This is a genomic window from Micromonospora humida, from assembly GCF_016901255.1.
Classification (GTDB): Bacteria; Actinomycetota; Actinomycetes; order Mycobacteriales; family Micromonosporaceae; genus Micromonospora; species Micromonospora wenchangensis.
Genome location: NZ_JAFEUC010000002.1, coordinates 464737 through 479796, shown reverse-complemented (window position 1 = coordinate 479796; position 15060 = coordinate 464737). Strand labels below are relative to the sequence as shown.

Annotated in this window: 11 protein-coding genes and 1 pseudogene; 2 read left to right on the top strand and 10 right to left on the bottom strand. The window is 74.1% G+C overall.

The annotated features are described in order from the left end of the window. Positions 1 to 15: 15 nt before the first annotated feature. Positions 16 to 1197, bottom strand: coding sequence for an acetoin utilization protein AcuC (locus JQX11_RS05990; RefSeq protein WP_204923963.1), 1182 nt, complete (start codon positions 1195 to 1197; stop codon positions 16 to 18). A gap of 48 nt (positions 1198 to 1245) precedes the next feature. Continuing rightward, on the bottom strand, positions 1246 to 2103 hold the full coding sequence (locus JQX11_RS05985) for a sulfurtransferase (protein ID WP_204923962.1): 858 nt from the start codon (positions 2101 to 2103) through the stop codon (positions 1246 to 1248). Positions 2104 to 2200: 97 nt separating this feature from the next. On the opposite strand from JQX11_RS05985, the gene JQX11_RS05980 reads away from it, so the two are divergent. Continuing rightward, the gene (locus tag JQX11_RS05980) at positions 2201 to 2887 is read left to right on the top strand and encodes an iron-dependent transcriptional repressor DtxR (RefSeq protein WP_088646456.1); all 687 of its coding nucleotides are present in this window, start codon (positions 2201 to 2203) and stop codon (positions 2885 to 2887) included. 39 nt (positions 2888 to 2926) lie between these two features. Here the strand turns inward: JQX11_RS05980 and JQX11_RS05975 are convergent, their stop codons facing one another. The 7 genes from JQX11_RS05975 to nrdR all read right to left on the bottom strand — a co-directional run bounded on the left by JQX11_RS05975 (position 2927) and on the right by nrdR (position 11392). Further along, positions 2927 to 3478, bottom strand: a complete 552-nt coding sequence (locus tag JQX11_RS05975) for a hypothetical protein (protein ID WP_204923961.1) — start codon at positions 3476 to 3478, stop codon at positions 2927 to 2929. A gap of 105 nt (positions 3479 to 3583) precedes the next feature. Beyond that, positions 3584 to 4840, bottom strand: a complete 1257-nt coding sequence (locus JQX11_RS05970) for an MFS transporter (protein WP_204923960.1) — start codon at positions 4838 to 4840, stop codon at positions 3584 to 3586. Between the two features lie 56 nt (positions 4841 to 4896). Continuing rightward, entirely contained in the window at positions 4897 to 5139 is a 243-nt protein-coding gene (locus JQX11_RS05965; protein WP_204923959.1) for a DUF5522 domain-containing protein, read from the bottom strand. A gap of 27 nt (positions 5140 to 5166) precedes the next feature. Then, a complete protein-coding gene (locus JQX11_RS05960; RefSeq protein ID WP_204923958.1) occupies positions 5167 to 6669 on the bottom strand; it encodes an alpha/beta fold hydrolase in 1503 nt (500 codons plus the stop codon). A gap of 125 nt (positions 6670 to 6794) precedes the next feature. Then, a complete protein-coding gene (locus JQX11_RS05955) occupies positions 6795 to 7736 on the bottom strand; it encodes a DUF2332 domain-containing protein (protein ID WP_204923957.1) in 942 nt (313 codons plus the stop codon). 198 nt (positions 7737 to 7934) lie between these two features. Then, the gene (locus tag JQX11_RS05950; RefSeq protein ID WP_204923956.1) at positions 7935 to 10823 is read right to left on the bottom strand and encodes a vitamin B12-dependent ribonucleotide reductase; all 2889 of its coding nucleotides are present in this window, start codon (positions 10821 to 10823) and stop codon (positions 7935 to 7937) included. An 80-nt stretch (positions 10824 to 10903) separates the two neighbouring features. Then, entirely contained in the window at positions 10904 to 11392 is a 489-nt protein-coding gene (gene nrdR, locus JQX11_RS05945) for a transcriptional regulator NrdR (RefSeq protein ID WP_204923955.1), read from the bottom strand. Between the two features lie 582 nt (positions 11393 to 11974). On the opposite strand from nrdR, the gene lexA reads away from it, so the two are divergent. Continuing rightward, on the top strand, positions 11975 to 12760 hold the full coding sequence (gene lexA, locus JQX11_RS05940) for a transcriptional repressor LexA (protein WP_088646445.1): 786 nt from the start codon (positions 11975 to 11977) through the stop codon (positions 12758 to 12760). Between the two features lie 385 nt (positions 12761 to 13145). On the opposite strand, the pseudogene JQX11_RS05935 reads toward lexA, so the two are convergent. After that, positions 13146 to 15026: pseudogene (locus JQX11_RS05935) on the bottom strand (hypothetical protein); the annotation flags it as partial. Positions 15027 to 15060 lie beyond the last annotated feature (34 nt).

Sequence of the window (15060 nt, the reverse complement as noted above, 5' to 3'; positions counted from 1 at the left end):
CCCCAGGTCCCCGGCTCAGTCGCGCGGGTCGTACGGGTCCAGCCCGAGCAGCGGGAACACCGCCTTGCGGGTGGCCGCCACGGCCCGGTCCACCGAGTTCGGTTCCCCGGTCGGCTGCCACGGCCGGTGTTCCGGATCGACGTCGTCGGTCATCCGCAGCGGCACGTCATGGCCGGGTCGCCGGTGGGCGGCCAGCGTGCGCCAGCCGGGCGGGGTGAGGGTGGCCGGGTCGAGCGGGTCGCCGGTGGCCACCGCCAGCAGATGGGTCCAGGCCCGGGGCACCACCTCCACCAGGGCGTACCCGCCGCCGCCGGTGGCCACCCAGCGGCCGTCGCACAACTCGTCGGCGAGCGCCCGCAACGCCAGGTAGGTGGCGCGCTGCCCGTCCACCGACAGGTGCAGGTCGGCCAGCGGGTCCATCCGGTGCCCGTCGGCCCCGCACTGGGTGACCAGGATCTGCGGCCGGAACGCGCGCAGCACCGACGGCACGATCGCGTGGAAGGCCCGCTGCCAGCCGGCGTCGTCGGTGCCCGGCGGCAGCGGCACGTTGACCGCGCTGCCCTGCGCCCCCGGCCCACCGGTCTCGTCGGGGAACCCGGTGCCGGGGAAGAGCGCGAGCGGGGTCTCGTGCAGGCTCACCGTGAGCACCCGGGGGTCCCGGTAGAAGATCTCCTGCACGCCGTCGCCGTGGTGCACGTCCACGTCGACGTAGGCGACCCGTTCGGCACCGAGGTCGAGCAGGCGGGCGATGGCCACCGCTGGGTCGTTGTAGACGCAGAACCCGGCGGCCCGGTCGGGCATCGCGTGGTGCAGCCCGCCGGCCACGTTGACCGCGCGGCGGGCCTCGCCCCGCCAGACCGCCTCGGCGGCGGCCACGCTCGCCCCCGCGATCAGCGCGCTGGACTCGTGCATCCCGTCGAAGACCGGATTGTCCGAGGTGCCCAGTCCGTACCCGGCGAAGAGCGGATCGCGCGGCGCGGCCCGGACCGCCTCCAGGTAGTCGGGCCGGTGCACCCGGGTCAGCGTCGCGTCGTCGGCGGGCTCGGGTTCGACCAGCCGCACCCCGGGCCGGTCCAGGACGCCCAGCTCCCGGGCCAGCGCCACGGTCAGCTCGACCCGGACCGGGTCCAGCGGATGCTCCCCCATGTCGTAGTCGAGCAGGGACTCGTCCCACACCACCAGCGTGTCGTCCGACATGGGGTCATCGTCGCACGACGGTCACCGCCCGCCCACCACACGTGCAGGTCAGCCGCCGGGTGTCGGGCCGGTCGCGACCGGCCGGGACCCGTCGGCGACCCACCCGCTCCACGATCCGACGTAGAGCGCGGCGTCCGGCCGGCCCGCCAGGTGCAGGGCCAGCACCGCCTGCGCGGCGGTCACCCCCGACCCGCAGTACGCCCCCACCGGCGCGTCGGCGCGCACCCCGACCGCGGCGAACCGGTCCCGCAGCACGTCGGCCGCCGGGTAGCGCCCCTCGGTGACGTACCCGGGGGCGGGCAGGTTGACCGCGCCCGGCACGTGCCCGGCGACCGGGTCGATCGGCTCGGTCTCGCCCCGATAGCGGGGCGCGGCCCGGACGTCGATCAGCACCCCGTCGTCGGCCGCCGCGAGGGCCGCCGCCGCGTCGGCGTCCAGCACCGGCAGCGCGCCCGGCCGGACGGTCACGTCACCGGGCGTGACGGTGGGCACCTCGACGGTCTGCGGCAGCCCGGCGGCACACCAGGCCGGCCAGCCACCGGCCAGCACCCGGACCGGCCGGTGCCCCGCCCAGCGCAGCGTCCACCAGGCGCGGGCGGCGGCCAGGCCGTCGCCGCCGTCGTACACCACCACGGGGTGGCCGGTACGCACGCCGGCGGCCCGCAGCGCGGCCTGGAGGACGGCCGGGTCGGGCAGCGGGTGCCGACCCGCCGCGCCGGGCGGACCGCACAGGTCGGTGTCCAGGTCGACGAAGACCGCGCCGGGCAGGTGCCCGGCGACGTAGTCGTCGCGGCCCGGCGGGCCGGCCAGCCGCCAGCGGACGTCCAGCAGGGTCGGTGCGTCGGGCCGGGCCAGCTCGGCGGCGAGCCGATCCGGCTCGATCAGGGGGTCATCGGTACCGGACATGACGTCCAGTCAACACCATCGGCGCAGCGACCTCGCGTTTCGGCGCAGGTCGATCTTCGCGCGCCGGGGTAGCATCGACCACCGGGAGGCCGCTGACGTGAAGCATGACCTGGTCGACACGACCGAGATGTACCTGCGCACCATCCTCGAACTCGAAGAGGAGGGCGTGCCACCGTTGCGTGCCCGGATCGCCGAGCGGTTACGGCAGAGCGGGCCGACCGTCAGCCAGACCGTGGCCCGGATGGAACGCGACGGGCTGCTCACCGTCGAGGGCGACCGGCACCTGGCGCTCACCGAGCTGGGCCGGGGCAGCGCCGTGTCGGTGATGCGCAAGCACCGGCTCGCCGAGCTGCTGCTGGTCAACGTGATCGGGATGCCCTACGAGGAGGCCCACGAAGAGGCCTGCCGGTGGGAGCACGTGATGAGCGACGCGGTGGAGAAGCGGGTGTACGACCTGCTCAACCGCCCCACCCGCTCGCCGTACGGCAACCCGATCCCGGGGCTTGAGGAGCTGGGTCCGCCGCAGGCCGGGGCCAGCGAGCCGGTCGAGGGTGAACGCAACCTCGCCTTCCCCGGGCTGACCGGGCAGGTGGTGGTCCGGCGGATCTGCGAGAGCGTACAGACCGACGCCGACGTGCTGCGGCAACTGCACGCCGCCGGGGTCGACCCGGGCGCCACGGTCACCGTCGCCCAGGAACGTGACGGGGTGTTCATCGACCGCTCCGGCGAACGGGTCCGGCTGCCCCGCGAGGTCGCCTCGCGGGTCTTCGTCGCCGCCCACTGACCGCCCCGGCGGCGGCCCGGCCGGCACCGCGACCGGCCGTCACAACGACCGGGTGTCGAGCGTCCTGGCCAGGTCGACGAGGTGGTCGGCCACCTCGTCGGCGGTCGCCCGGTCGTCGTCCGGCCGGCAGGTCCAGCGGAGCGTGGCCAGCCGGTCCTCGGTGGCGAGCCAGCCCACCTCGGCCGTCGGGCCGCGCTTCGCGGTCTTCGCGCCGGTCCGGCGGTAGGCGGCCTGGCCCAGTTTCGACACCTTCTTCGCCCCGGCGGGCAGCACGTCGGCGGTGAAGGTCGGCACGTCGATCGAGGTGTCGGTGACCGTCAGGGTCAGCTCCGGCCAGGTGGCGTCGGTGGCCCGTACCACGCAGGTGCGGGTGTCGTCGCGCTCGGTGGCGGCGGCCACGTCGAAGCGGGCCCCGGTGTGTTCCTCGATCACCGCGAAGTCGAACAGCCGGCACGCCCCACCGGACGAGGCGGCCCCCACCTGCACGGTGGCCGGTTCCCCGGTCGGCAGCGGCACCGGCTCGACCTCCGACGCGCCACAGCCCGTGGTCAGCAGCACGCCCATGCCGGCCAGCCAGATCCGCCCGTGCACGGGCACACCTCCGTGATCGTCGGCGGGGAACCCGCCGGTGTCCGTCGGAAACCGTACGGGTTGGGGTTGCCGGACGGAAGACCCGGGTGGTCCGCCCCTGCGGCGTCAGCCCGGCGGCAGGTCGCGCAGGCTCCGCAGTGGAGACAGCACCACGAACAGGGCGGCGCTCCAGGTGCCGAGCGCGCAGACCACCAACGCCGGCCGCAGTCCCCAGTGGCTGCCGAGCAGGCCGCCGGTCAGCGCCCCCAGCGGAACCGCCCCGAAGCAGACCCACAGGAACGCGGCGTTCACCCGGCCGAGCAGCTCCGGCGGGGTGATCCGCTGCCGGTACGACAGGATCGACACGTTGAACAGCACCGCGTTGGCGGAGAACGCGGCCAGCCCGACGACGTAGAGCGCCAGCCCCCACCCGGGTCGGGCCAACGGCACCAGCAGGTAGAGCGGTCCCGGCACCGCCATCGCCACCCAGATCACCCGGGCCGTGCCGATCCGGCGGGACAGCGGGGCGGCGAACGCGCCGGTGACCAGACCGCCGGCCGCCCCCAGGGAGAAGACCAGCCCGACCGTGGCCGGGCCGGCCCGCAGCTCCCGGACCAGGAAGCTGACCTCCAGCGCGGTGGTGCCGATGGCGAAGAAGTTCGAGGTGGCGGTGCAGGCCAGGATGCTACGCAGGATCGGACGCTGGCCGACGAAGCGCAGCCCCTCGGTGAGGGCGACCCGCACCGGCACCCGGTCGGTGAGCCCGCGGTCCCGGAGCACCGGGCGGACCGCCGCCAGCGTCGCCGCGCTGAGCAGGAACGCCAGCGCGGTGCCGAGAAACGTCCGGGCGGCACCGACCAGCCCGGCCAACACCCCGCCGACGGTCGGCCCGACCAGCGCGGCGGTGTCGGCGGTGACGGTCAGCCGGGCGTTCGCCTCGACCAGCCGGTCCGCCGGGGCCAGCGCCGGCACGATGCTCTTGTAGGCCACGGTGAAGAGCACGGTGAGCACTCCGCACAGCCCGACGACGACGTACAGGAAGGCCAGGGTGAGCCGGCCGACCAGGGCGACCGCCGGCAGCGACGACAGCAGCGCGGCCCGGCCCAGGTCGCAGCCGATCATCAGCCGGCGCAGGTCGACCCGGTCGGCGAGCAGCCCCGCCGGCAGCGCGAAGACCAGGTACGGCAGCCAGGCCAGCACGGTCAGCAGGGAGACCTGGAACACGCTGGCCCGCATCGGGCCGGCGGCCAGCAGCGGCACCGCCACCCCGGACATCCGGGTGCCCAGCTCACCGACCGTCTGGCCGGCCCAGAACAGGGCGAAGCTCCGGTCCCGCCACAGCGGTGGGCGTACCGCCCGACCGTCGATCAGTTGCACCGTCATCGATCCCCCGTCGGTCCGCCCCAATCTAGGTGGGCGGGGCAGCCGGGGCCGCCGAATTAGTCGTCGACGTACGGGCAGTGCCGACAGCCCCGCCCGCAGCAGGTGCCACGCCGGGCCAGAAAGCCGGCGGTGAGGACGAACAGGCCGGTGGCCGGGTCGGGATAGCCGGCGTCCCCGGCGGCGAGCGCAGCGGCGTGTGCGGCCAGGATCCGTGCCCGGTCGGGGTGCTCCGGCGGCAGCCGGGACGGGTGCGGCTCGGTCAGCGGCCGGTCCGCCAGCGGACGTCGTTCGCCACTCACCACGAGGAGTCTACGGACCCGGCGGGCTCACTGCCCCGGGCCGGCGGTCTCGGCGCGGACCCGGGTCAGCAGGTCGACGAAGGGGCCGGGCCGTTGGTAGAGCGACCGGTGTCCGGCGTCGTCGAGCACCACGTGCTCCTTGTGCGGGGCATCGAGTTGGGCGTACCACTGGCGGGTCAGGGTCAACCGGCCCGGCACCTCGTGCGCGCCGTCGACCAGGTAGACGGGCACCGCGAGCCGCCTCACCCGGACACGCAGGTCGACCTGCTGGACCTTCGGGTAGAGCACGTCCCAGCCATCCAGACCGCCGCCGAGCACGTGCGCCTTCTCCAGCAGGGTGTACTCGGCGACGCCGAGGTTCTCTCCCGTCCCGCCCCGGCCCTCGTGGTTGCCGGTGCGGTCGAAGTCGAAGGCGGCGGCCTCGTTGGCCAGCAGCGGCTCGTAGTGGTACATGTCCGGATACGGCGGCGGCCCCAGCCCGGTCAACTGCCGCACCAGATCGGCCCGGCCGGTACGGCCTGCCCAGGCGACGGTGTCGGTGTACTGACTGCGGTCGGCGTCCCGCAGGTCGACCGCCTGCCCGACCCCGACGTACGCCCGGAACAGCTCCGGCCGGCGCTGCACGGCGACGGCGGCGACCAGCGTCCCCCCGGAGTGCGCCACCAGGTAGACGTCCGGTCGGCCGAAGCGCTGCCGCAGCCGGTCGGCGACGGCGAGCAGATCGGCGACCTCGCTGTCGAGGGTCAACGACGAGGAGGGCGGGAACGCCGCCCACGACCGTGCCGCGCCCCGCCGGTCCACGGTAGCCACCACGAACTGCCGTTCCAGCCCGGCGAGGTGCCGGCGGACCGCCCCCACCTCGGAGCTGCCCGGCCCACCGGGCAGGAAGAGCAGCACCGGGGCCCGCCGGTCGGCGCCCCGCAGCAGCACCCCCAGCTCCCGGTCGCCGCCGCCGCGCACCGTGGTCAGCTCGGCGATCCCACCCGGTACGGCGGCCGTTGCGGCCGGCAGCGCCACTGCGACCGTCACCAGGGCGACCAACGCGGTGAGCAGGCCCACCCCGGCCCGCCCCAGCCAGGTCCACACCGGACGGCGGCCCGCCGTCGGGGCGGCCCGTCGCGCCAGGCCCGCGCCGTACGCCGCGCCGACCAGCAACGGCAGCAGGGACAGCAATCCGTGTACGCCCCGGCCCAGCAGCAGCGCTCCGACACCGAAACCGCTCAGGTGCGGGGCGTCCACGGTCGGCCCCCGTAGCGGCCAGCGGACCAGCTCGACGGCGAGCGCGAAGAGCACCGGAGCCGCGAACATCGCCCCACGGGACCGGCCCGCCCAGCCGGCGAGCCCACCTACCGCGAGACTGACCAGGATCGACGTCACGGCCTCGGTATTGGTGCCGGGACCACGCGGGGTCCACCAGCCGACCAGCAGACCCCAGCCGAGCGGGGCGACGCCGGCGGCGAGCCACCGGACCGTCGGGGTCGACCGGGCACGGCTGAGCAGGGCCGGACGGGGCAGCGACGGCTTCGCCATGACACCTCACCGGAGTCGTCGGCACCCCAGCCTAGTGATGATCGATGTCATCCGCAGTCCCGTGACACTCACGGAACGTCATGGCCCGCCTCACGTCCCCACCGGACCGAGCCGGTCACCCGGGGTCAGCCGAACCAGTGCGCCTCCTGGCCGTGCGAGCGCATCCAGGCCAACGGCGTCCCGTCGAGGGCGAGCACGTTGTGCAGCGTCCCGTCGGGCGGGGCCGGCAGCGCGTCCACGTCCCAGCCGAGCACGTCGGCCGCCTCGGCGGACACCCAGTGACCGGGCAGGGCGCGGACCAGCGCGACGAAGGCCTCCCGGCGCGGCGGCGGCACCTGGTAGAGCACGGAGGTGTGCAGGACCACCAGCGTCGCACCGGCCGGTGCCCGCGCGGCCAGCGCCGGCAGGTCGTCCACCAGGTCGCCCCGGACCAGTTCCGGTGGGTCGGCGGCGGCCACCGCCGCTGCCGCCCGCAGCCGGGCCCTTCGATGGGTGTGCTCCGGCCAGATCAGCGCGTCGAGCCAGCCCACGTCGGCCGGGTCGGTGACGTCGAGCGGGTTCAGGTCGAGGCCGGCCCGCCACACCACCTCGGGGCGGGTGGTCGGCGGCCCGGTCCCGGTCAGCGTGCAGTCGAGGACCGCCTCCCCTGCCCCGAGCAGGTGGTCGCCGTAGCGGTAGGCGTACCGGTCGGGGTAGAGGCAGAGGCCGGCGGACGCCCCGACCTCCAGCAGCGCCAGCGGCTGCGGCAGGGCGGCCAGCACCGGCAGCAGCGCCGCGCAGCGGCCGGCCTCGTTGGTCTGCACCGCCCGGGTGAGCATCGCGGCCCGGACGACCGCCCAGTGCGCCTTGGTGTGGGCGCGGAAGGCGGCCGGCTCGTCGACCGGCCCACCGAGCCAGCGGACCACGCCGAGGAGCAGTTGCGGCTGCCGCTTGGCCGGCGGCAGGCCGTCCAGCAGGGCGAGCAGTTCGTCGTCGCGGGCGACCGCGTGGGCCAGCCGTTCGTAGGCCGGGGAGACGCCGTGGGCCTCCCGGGTGGCGAACTCGACGTACCGGTCGGCGGTGGTCATGCCCCGATCATCCCCGCCGCGCCCCTGCGGCGTGGCCCCCGGTGCGCTGCCGTCGGCGTGATCCGCGCAACGGGAGCGAGGTGGCGGTGTCCGGGTAGGACCGATGCCGCTACCTCGCCCCACCGGGGTCGGTCACGGGGACGGGACGCGGGAGGGCCGGCACCCTGTCGGATGCCGGCCCTCCGTGTGACGCGTACGTCAGCTGCAACCGCTGGTGGAGCCGCAGCCCTCGCAGACGTAGCAGCTACCTGCCGGGCGCATCTTCGTACCGCAGGTGAAGCAGAGCGGCGCGTCGGCGGCCTTGCCGATCACGGCCTCCAGCAGCTCGGTGGAGGAGCCCACGGCGGGCGCCGGCTTGACCGCGGCCACCCCGGCCAGCTCCTGGGCCGGCTGGGCCACCGGTCCGGTCTTCGGCTCGGTCGCCTCGACCGGGGCGGAGGATGCCATCGCCGTCAGGTCCGTGCCGGCGGCCTCCGCGTCGGCCTCGGCCCGCAACTGCGCGGCCCGCTCCTTGGCGGTGAAGATGCCCAGCTCGGCACGGCGCTCGTAGGGCAGGAAGTCCAGCGCCAGGCGACGGAAGATGTAGTCCATCACCGAGGCGGCCATCCGCACGTCCGGGTCGTCGGTCATGCCCGCCGGCTCGAAGCGCATGTTGGTGAACTTGCTGACGTACGTCTCCAGCGGGACGCCGTACTGCAGGCCGATGGAGATCGCCACCGAGAAGGCGTCCATCACCCCGGCCAGGGTGGAGCCCTGCTTGGACATCTTGAGGAAGACCTCGCCGAGGCCGTCGTCCGGGTAGGACGAGGCGGTGAGGTAGCCCTCCGCGCCGCCGACCGAGAAGGAGACCGTCTGCGAGGGGCGCTTCTTCGGCAGCCGCTTGCGCACCGGGCGGTACTCGACGACCTTCTCCACGGCCTTCTCGACCTCGGCGGCCGGAGCCGCCGTCTCGGCCGCGCCCTTGTTGGGCTTGGCCACCGACAGCGGCTGGCCCACCTTGCAGTTGTCCCGGTAGATCGCCAGCGCCTTGAGGCCGAGCTTCCAGCCCTCGAAGTAGATCTTCTCGACGTCGGCGACGGTGGCCTGCTCCGGCATGTTGACCGTCTTAGAGATGGCCCCGGAGATGAACGGCTGGACGGCCGCCATCATCCGCACGTGCCCCATCGGGGCGATCGACCGCTCGCCCATCGCGCAGTCGAAGACCGGGTAGTGCTCCGGCTTGAGGCCGGGGGCGTCCACCACGTGTCCGTGGTCGGCGATGTGCTCGACGATCGCCTCGACCTGCTCCTCGGGGTAGCCGAGGCTGCGCAGGGCGCGCGGCACGGTCTGGTTGACGATCTGCATCGAGCCGCCGCCGACCAGCTTCTTGAACTTCACCAGCGCCAGGTCGGGCTCGACGCCCGTGGTGTCGCAGTCCATCATCAGGCCGATGGTGCCGGTCGGGGCGAGCACGCTGGCCTGCGCGTTGCGCCAGCCGTTGCGGTCGCCGACCTTGTTGCCCTCGGTCCACTGCCGGGTGGCCTCGCGCTGGATCGCGGTGGCCACGGTGCCGGCCGGCTTGATGGCGTCGTTGGCGGCCGCGTGCTTGCGCATGACCCGCTTGTGCGGCTCGGCGTTACGGGCGTAGCCGTCGTACGCGCCGACGATGCCGGCCAGCTCGGCCGAACGGCGGTACGCGGTACCGGTCATCAGCGAGGTGATCGCCGCCGCCACCGACCGGCCCTGCTCCGAGTCGTACGGCAGGCCGGAGGCCATCAGCAGCGCGCCGAGGTTGGCGTAGCCGATGCCGAGCTGCCGGTAGGCACGGGTGGTCTCACCGATCTTCTCGGTGGGGAAGTCGGCGAAGCAGATCGAGATGTCCATCGCGGTGATGACGAACTCGACCGACCTGACGAACTTCTCCACCTCGAAGCCGCCGTCGGCGCGGAGGAACTTCATCAGGTTGAGCGAGGCCAGGTTGCACGAGGAGTTGTCCAGGTGCAGGTACTCCGAGCACGGGTTCGACGCGGTGATCCGGCCGGTCTCCGGGCAGGTGTGCCAGTCGTTGATGGTGTCGTCGTACTGCAGGCCCGGGTCGGCGCACTCCCAGGCGGCCTGGGCGATGGTGCGGAACAGCTTCTGCGCGTCGATGGTCTCGATGGTCTGCCCGTCGAGGCGGCCCCGCAGGTCGAAGCCGCCACCGTTCTCCACCGCCGTCATGAACTCGTCGGAGACCCGGACGGAGTTGTTGGCGTTCTGGTACTGGACGCTGACGATGTCGTTGCCGCCGAGGTCCATGTCGAAACCGGCGTCCCGCAGCGCGCGGATCTTGTCCTCCTCGCGCGCCTTGGTGGTGACGAACTCCTCGATGTCCGGGTGGTCGACGTCGAGGATGACCATCTTGGCCGCGCGCCGGGTGGCCCCGCCGGACTTGATCGTCCCGGCGCTGGCGTCCGCGCCGCGCATGAAGCTGACCGGGCCGGAGGCGGTGCCGCCGGAGGAGAGCAGTTCCCGGGAGGACCGGATACGGGACAGGTTGACCCCGGAGCCGGAGCCACCCTTGAAGATCAGCCCCTCCTCCTTGTACCAGTCCAGGATGGAGTCCATCGAGTCGTCGACGGCGAGGATGAAGCACGCGCTCACCTGGGCCGGCGACGGGGTGCCGACGTTGAACCAGACCGGCGAGTTGAAGCTGAACACCTGGTGCAGCAGCATCCAGGTCAGCTCGTGCGCGAAGACCTCCGCGTCGGCCGGGTTGGCGAAGTAGCCGTGCTGCTCACCGGCGGCCCGGTAGGTCTGGACGACCCGGTCGATGAGCTGCCGCAGCGACCACTCCCGCTCCGGGGTGCCCACCGCGCCCCGGAAGTACTTGGTGGTGACGATGTTCGCCGCGTTGACGCTCCACGACTCGGGGAACTCCACCCCGCGCTGCTCGAAGTTGATCGAGCCGTCCCGCCAGTTGGTCATGACGACGTCGCGGCGCTCCCACGCCACCTCGTCGTACGGGTGCACGCCCTCGGTCGTCCAGACCCGCTGCACCTTGAGGCCCGTCACCGCGCCGTTCTTCGCCGCCCGCGACCGGCTTGTTGTCACGCCGTCCCCCGCCATCTCATCGGCCCCCTCGTCTGCGCGGCCACCCGCCACGCGTCGTCACTGTCAGAATCCAGGTCGTTGCTGTCGGAAAAGAGTCAGTCGGTACGGTCGGCGGCCCCGGCCGCGTCGGCGCGGGCCTGTGCGGCGGCCCGCAGCGTCTCGATCTCGCGTTCGAAGTCGGCAAGCGAGTCGAACGAGCGGTAGACGCTGGCGAAGCGCAGGTAGGCCACCTCGTCCAGGTCGCGCAGCGGGCCCAGGATCGCCAGTCCCACGTCGTGGCTCGGCAACTCGGCTGCGCCCTTGGCCCGGACGGTCTCCTCGACCTTCTGGGCCAGCAGGGCGATGGAGTCCTCGTCGACCGGCCGCCCCTGGCACGCCTTGCGCACCCCACCGATGATCTTGGTCCGGCTGAACGGCTCGGTCACGCCGCTGCGCTTGACCACCGCGAGCACGGCCTCCTCGACGGTGGTGAACCGCTTGCCGCACTCCGGGCAGGAACGCCGCCGCCGGATGAGCTGACCGTCGTCGGCCTCACGCGAGTCGACCACCCGGGAGTCGGCGTGCCGGCAGTACGGACACCGCATCGCCTGACCTCCTTGATCGACCGGGGCCCGCCCGCCCGCCTCCGGGCACGCGTCGGCCCGGCGGAGCCGGCTTCGCCGGCCGTCGCCGTGGTCGACGATACGGGAGTGCGGTGGGTAGTCGAACCCAACCTGTGGGCAACTTACGCCCATGTGACTACTACATCTAGGGGTCGACCGTAGGCCGCCGAGGGGGTCGGGTCAAGTTGCCGGCGTGTCCGGCGCGTCACCTCCGACCACCGGCGGCGACCCGTCGCCCCGGGGACACGCTGGGTGCAACCGACGGGGCCCACGGGAGGTTACCGGCCGCCCGGACAGGCCCCCCGGACGGAGGACGCGACCCGGCCGACAACCCGCCGGACGCCGACCCGACGGGGACGTACCATCTACCAGAACAGGCGTACGAAAGGCCAGGATTTCCACCCGACACGCCGAGTTGCGTCGTACAGATGTTTGAAAATGACCGATCTCACCTATACGGTCATGAACGACCGGGCACGGCGCACCACGTCGGTCCGGCACCGCGACACCCCCGCACGCACCACGAGCCGCCAAGGCACCCAGCGCCGACCAGGGAGGACGGACGTGACCGAGGACCGGGCCAGCCGGCAGAAGAACCCGCAGCCGATCGCCGAGGCGGGTTCCCCGGCCAGTCGGCGTCCCCGCGCCGCCCGCAGCCGCACCGGGCAACCGGCCGTCCGCCCGGTCACGCCGGTGGTCAGCGGCTTCCCCGACCCGACCGCCGTCGACCTGACCGCCCGGCAGCGCCGCATCCTGGAGTTCATCCGCAGCTGGGTGGAGCGGCACGGCTACCCGCCGAGCGTCCGCGAGATCGGTGAGGCCGTCGGCCTGGTCTCCCCGTCGAGCGTCGCCTACCAGCTCAAGGAGCTGGAGAAGAAGGGCTTCCTGCGGCGCGACCCCAACCGGCCCCGCGCGGTGGACGTGCGCGCCCCCGGCGGGGACGCCGACGACGAGCTGAGCCGCGCCCAGCGCCCCACCCCGGCGTACGTGCCGATGCTGGGCCGGATCGCCGCCGGCGGGCCGATCCTCGCCGAGCAGGCGGTGGAGGACGTCTTCCCGCTCCCCCGCGAGTTGGTGGGTGAGGGCGAGGTCTTCATGCTCCAGGTCAAGGGCGACTCGATGCTCGACGCTGCGATCTGCGACGGCGACTGGGTCGTCGTCCGGCAGCAGCCGATCGCCGAGGCCGGTGACATCGTGGCCGCCATGCTCGACGGCGAGGCGACCGTCAAGACCTACCGGCGGCGCGACGGCCACGTCTGGCTGATGCCGCAGAACCCGGCCTTCGATCCGATCCCGGGTGACGACGCCACCATCATGGGTCGGGTCGTCGCCGTGCTCCGCCGGATCTGACCCGTACCCTGACTGGCCGTCCTTCCCCGGGGAGGGCGGCCGGTCAGGTGTCGGCGGGAGGTCCGCCGCAGCGTCAGTAGCGCTCGCCGCTGCGGCCGGGCGGTGGGCCGTACTGGCCGCCGCGCCGGTCGTCGTGACCGTCGCGGTGCGGGCCGGAGCGCGGCTCCCGGGCGCCGGCAGCATCCCGGCGCGGCGGCTCTGCCCGCCCACCGCCGTAGACACCGCCACCACGACCGCCAGCGGGCGCGCCACCCCGGCCACCGGCCGGGGCACCACCACGCCCACCCGCCGGATCGGCACCACGGCCACCAGCGGGCGGACCGCCCCGAGCACCGTCACGTCCACCGGCGGGCGGACCGCCACGACCACCGGCCGGGGCAGCGCCACGGCCACCAGCGGGCGGACCACCTCGACCATCGGCCGGGGCACCACCGCGCCCACCGGCCGGGACGCCGCCACGGCCACCGGCCGGGGCAGCGCCGCGTCCATCCGGCGGCGTGCCACCACGACCACCAGGCGGCGTGCCGCGCCCGTCCACCGGGGCACCGCCACGTGCTCCCGGAGGAGCACCACGGCCGCCGGCGGGAGCACCGCCGCGCCCACCGGCCGGGACGCCCCCGCGCCCACCGGCGGGAGCACCGCCGCGCGGGTCCGCGGCGGGCGGGCCGCCCCGGGACGCGCCGCCGGCCGGGGCACCGTGGGGCGCACCGCCGCGCGGACCCGCGCCGTTGCCCGCCGGACCGCCCGCCGGGGCGGCACCGTAGACCCCACCACCGGCGGGACGACCGCCGCCGTACACACCGCCACCCGCCGGACGGCCGCCGGACGGTGGCGGACCACCGCCCGGACTGCCGGCGGGAACCGCACCGGCCCCGGCCGGGGGCCGGCCACCGCCGTAGACCGCGCCGCCGGCCGGGCGGGCAGCCGCGCCGCCGGCCGCCGCCGGAGCACCGTAGACACCGCCGCCGCGCGGCCGGTTCGCGACCGGCTCGGCAGCAGGGGGACCATCGCCGGCCGAGGGCCCCTCGGCCCGGGAGACCGAGCCGGAGGTGAACACGTCGTCGTCGGGGTCGTCGGGGTCGTCGCCGGCCGCGGCGGCCCGCCGCCGGGACCGGACGATCCCGACGATGCCGGCCCCGACCAGGAGCGCGCCGATCACGCCGACCGCACCGATCAGATAGGTGATCTGGTCCAGGCTGAGATCGTCGTACCAGGACCTCTCGGCCGCCGGCTTGGCCCCCGCCGCGCCCTCGATCGTCTCGGCGCCCTTGGTCGACGGCGTGTAGCCGAGGATGTCGATCGGGTCCTCCGCGGCGAGTTCCCCGCCGTCGGAGACGGTGACGAACCCGGTGCCGTCGGGGGTGTACGAGATGGCCTCGCCGAACGGGTCGGCCAGCGGGGTGACCCGGGGCTTGCCGGTGGTCAGGGCGGCGACGATGTCGTCACCGCTGACGTCGTACTCGAAGGCGTCGGCGTAGGTGCGCAACACCACCCGGCTGCCGTCGGGCGATCGGGCCGCCCCGGTGATCGCCACCCGGCCGATGATGTTCAGCGGGTTGTCGGTGGTGGTCTTGGGCAGGGTGATCTCGCCGACCTTCTTCATCGGCACCGGCTCGGTGTTGCCGTCGGGGTCGAGCTTGGCCTCCGGGGTGAAGATCTCCGCCTTGCCGCTGGGCACCTTGGTGATCACCAGGGGCAGGCCGTCCGCGCCGATCAGCAGCGCCTCGGCGTCGTGCGGCTTGCGTTCCGGGTACGACAGCCGGTGCAGCACCGGCTGCTTCGACCCGCTGACCGGCATCGTCCAGACCGCGACCCGGGTACGCCGTTCCCTGCTGGTGACGTTGTCGCCGGTGTCGGCGATCCAGAGGGTCTTGCCGTCGGGCGAGAGGGCCAGGTCCTCGGTGTCGAAGGGGCCGTCACCGGAGTACTTCACCGGCTCCTTGGCGATCTTGCACTTGGTGTCCAGGAAGAAGACCCGCTTGCGGCTCTCCTGGAGGGTGCCGTCGTTGATCACGATGTAGCCGGTCTTCGTGGCGACCAGACCGGACAGCTCACGCAGCCGCTCGTCGGTGATCGTGCACTTCTTCTTGCCTGCCGCCGCCGCGAGCGGACCCGCCCCGACGGCCAGCGGCCCCGCGCCGGTGACGGGCGGGGCCACCCCGGCGGGGACGGAGGAGACCGGTGCCGCCCCGGCGGCAGCAGCGGGTGCCACGGCCGCGCCGAACAGGGCGAGGGCAACCGTGACCGAGGAGACAGCGCGGCGCATGGCGTCAGTGTCGCATGCCGCGATGAACCTCAGG

Excerpts from the sequence above, each read along its gene's own strand:
- JQX11_RS05990 (WP_204923963.1), bottom strand. The coding sequence starts at position 1,197 with ATGTCGGACGACACGCTGGTGGTGTGGGACGAGTCCCTGCTCGACTAC.
- JQX11_RS05985 (WP_204923962.1), bottom strand. The coding sequence starts at position 2,103 with ATGTCCGGTACCGATGACCCCCTGATCGAGCCGGATCGGCTCGCCGCC.
- JQX11_RS05970 (WP_204923960.1), bottom strand. The coding sequence starts at position 4,840 with ATGACGGTGCAACTGATCGACGGTCGGGCGGTACGCCCACCGCTGTGG.
- JQX11_RS05960 (WP_204923958.1), bottom strand. The coding sequence starts at position 6,669 with ATGGCGAAGCCGTCGCTGCCCCGTCCGGCCCTGCTCAGCCGTGCCCGG.
- JQX11_RS05955 (WP_204923957.1), bottom strand. The coding sequence starts at position 7,736 with ATGACCACCGCCGACCGGTACGTCGAGTTCGCCACCCGGGAGGCCCAC.
- JQX11_RS05950 (WP_204923956.1), bottom strand. The coding sequence starts at position 10,823 with ATGGCGGGGGACGGCGTGACAACAAGCCGGTCGCGGGCGGCGAAGAAC.
- nrdR (WP_204923955.1), bottom strand. The coding sequence starts at position 11,392 with ATGCGGTGTCCGTACTGCCGGCACGCCGACTCCCGGGTGGTCGACTCG.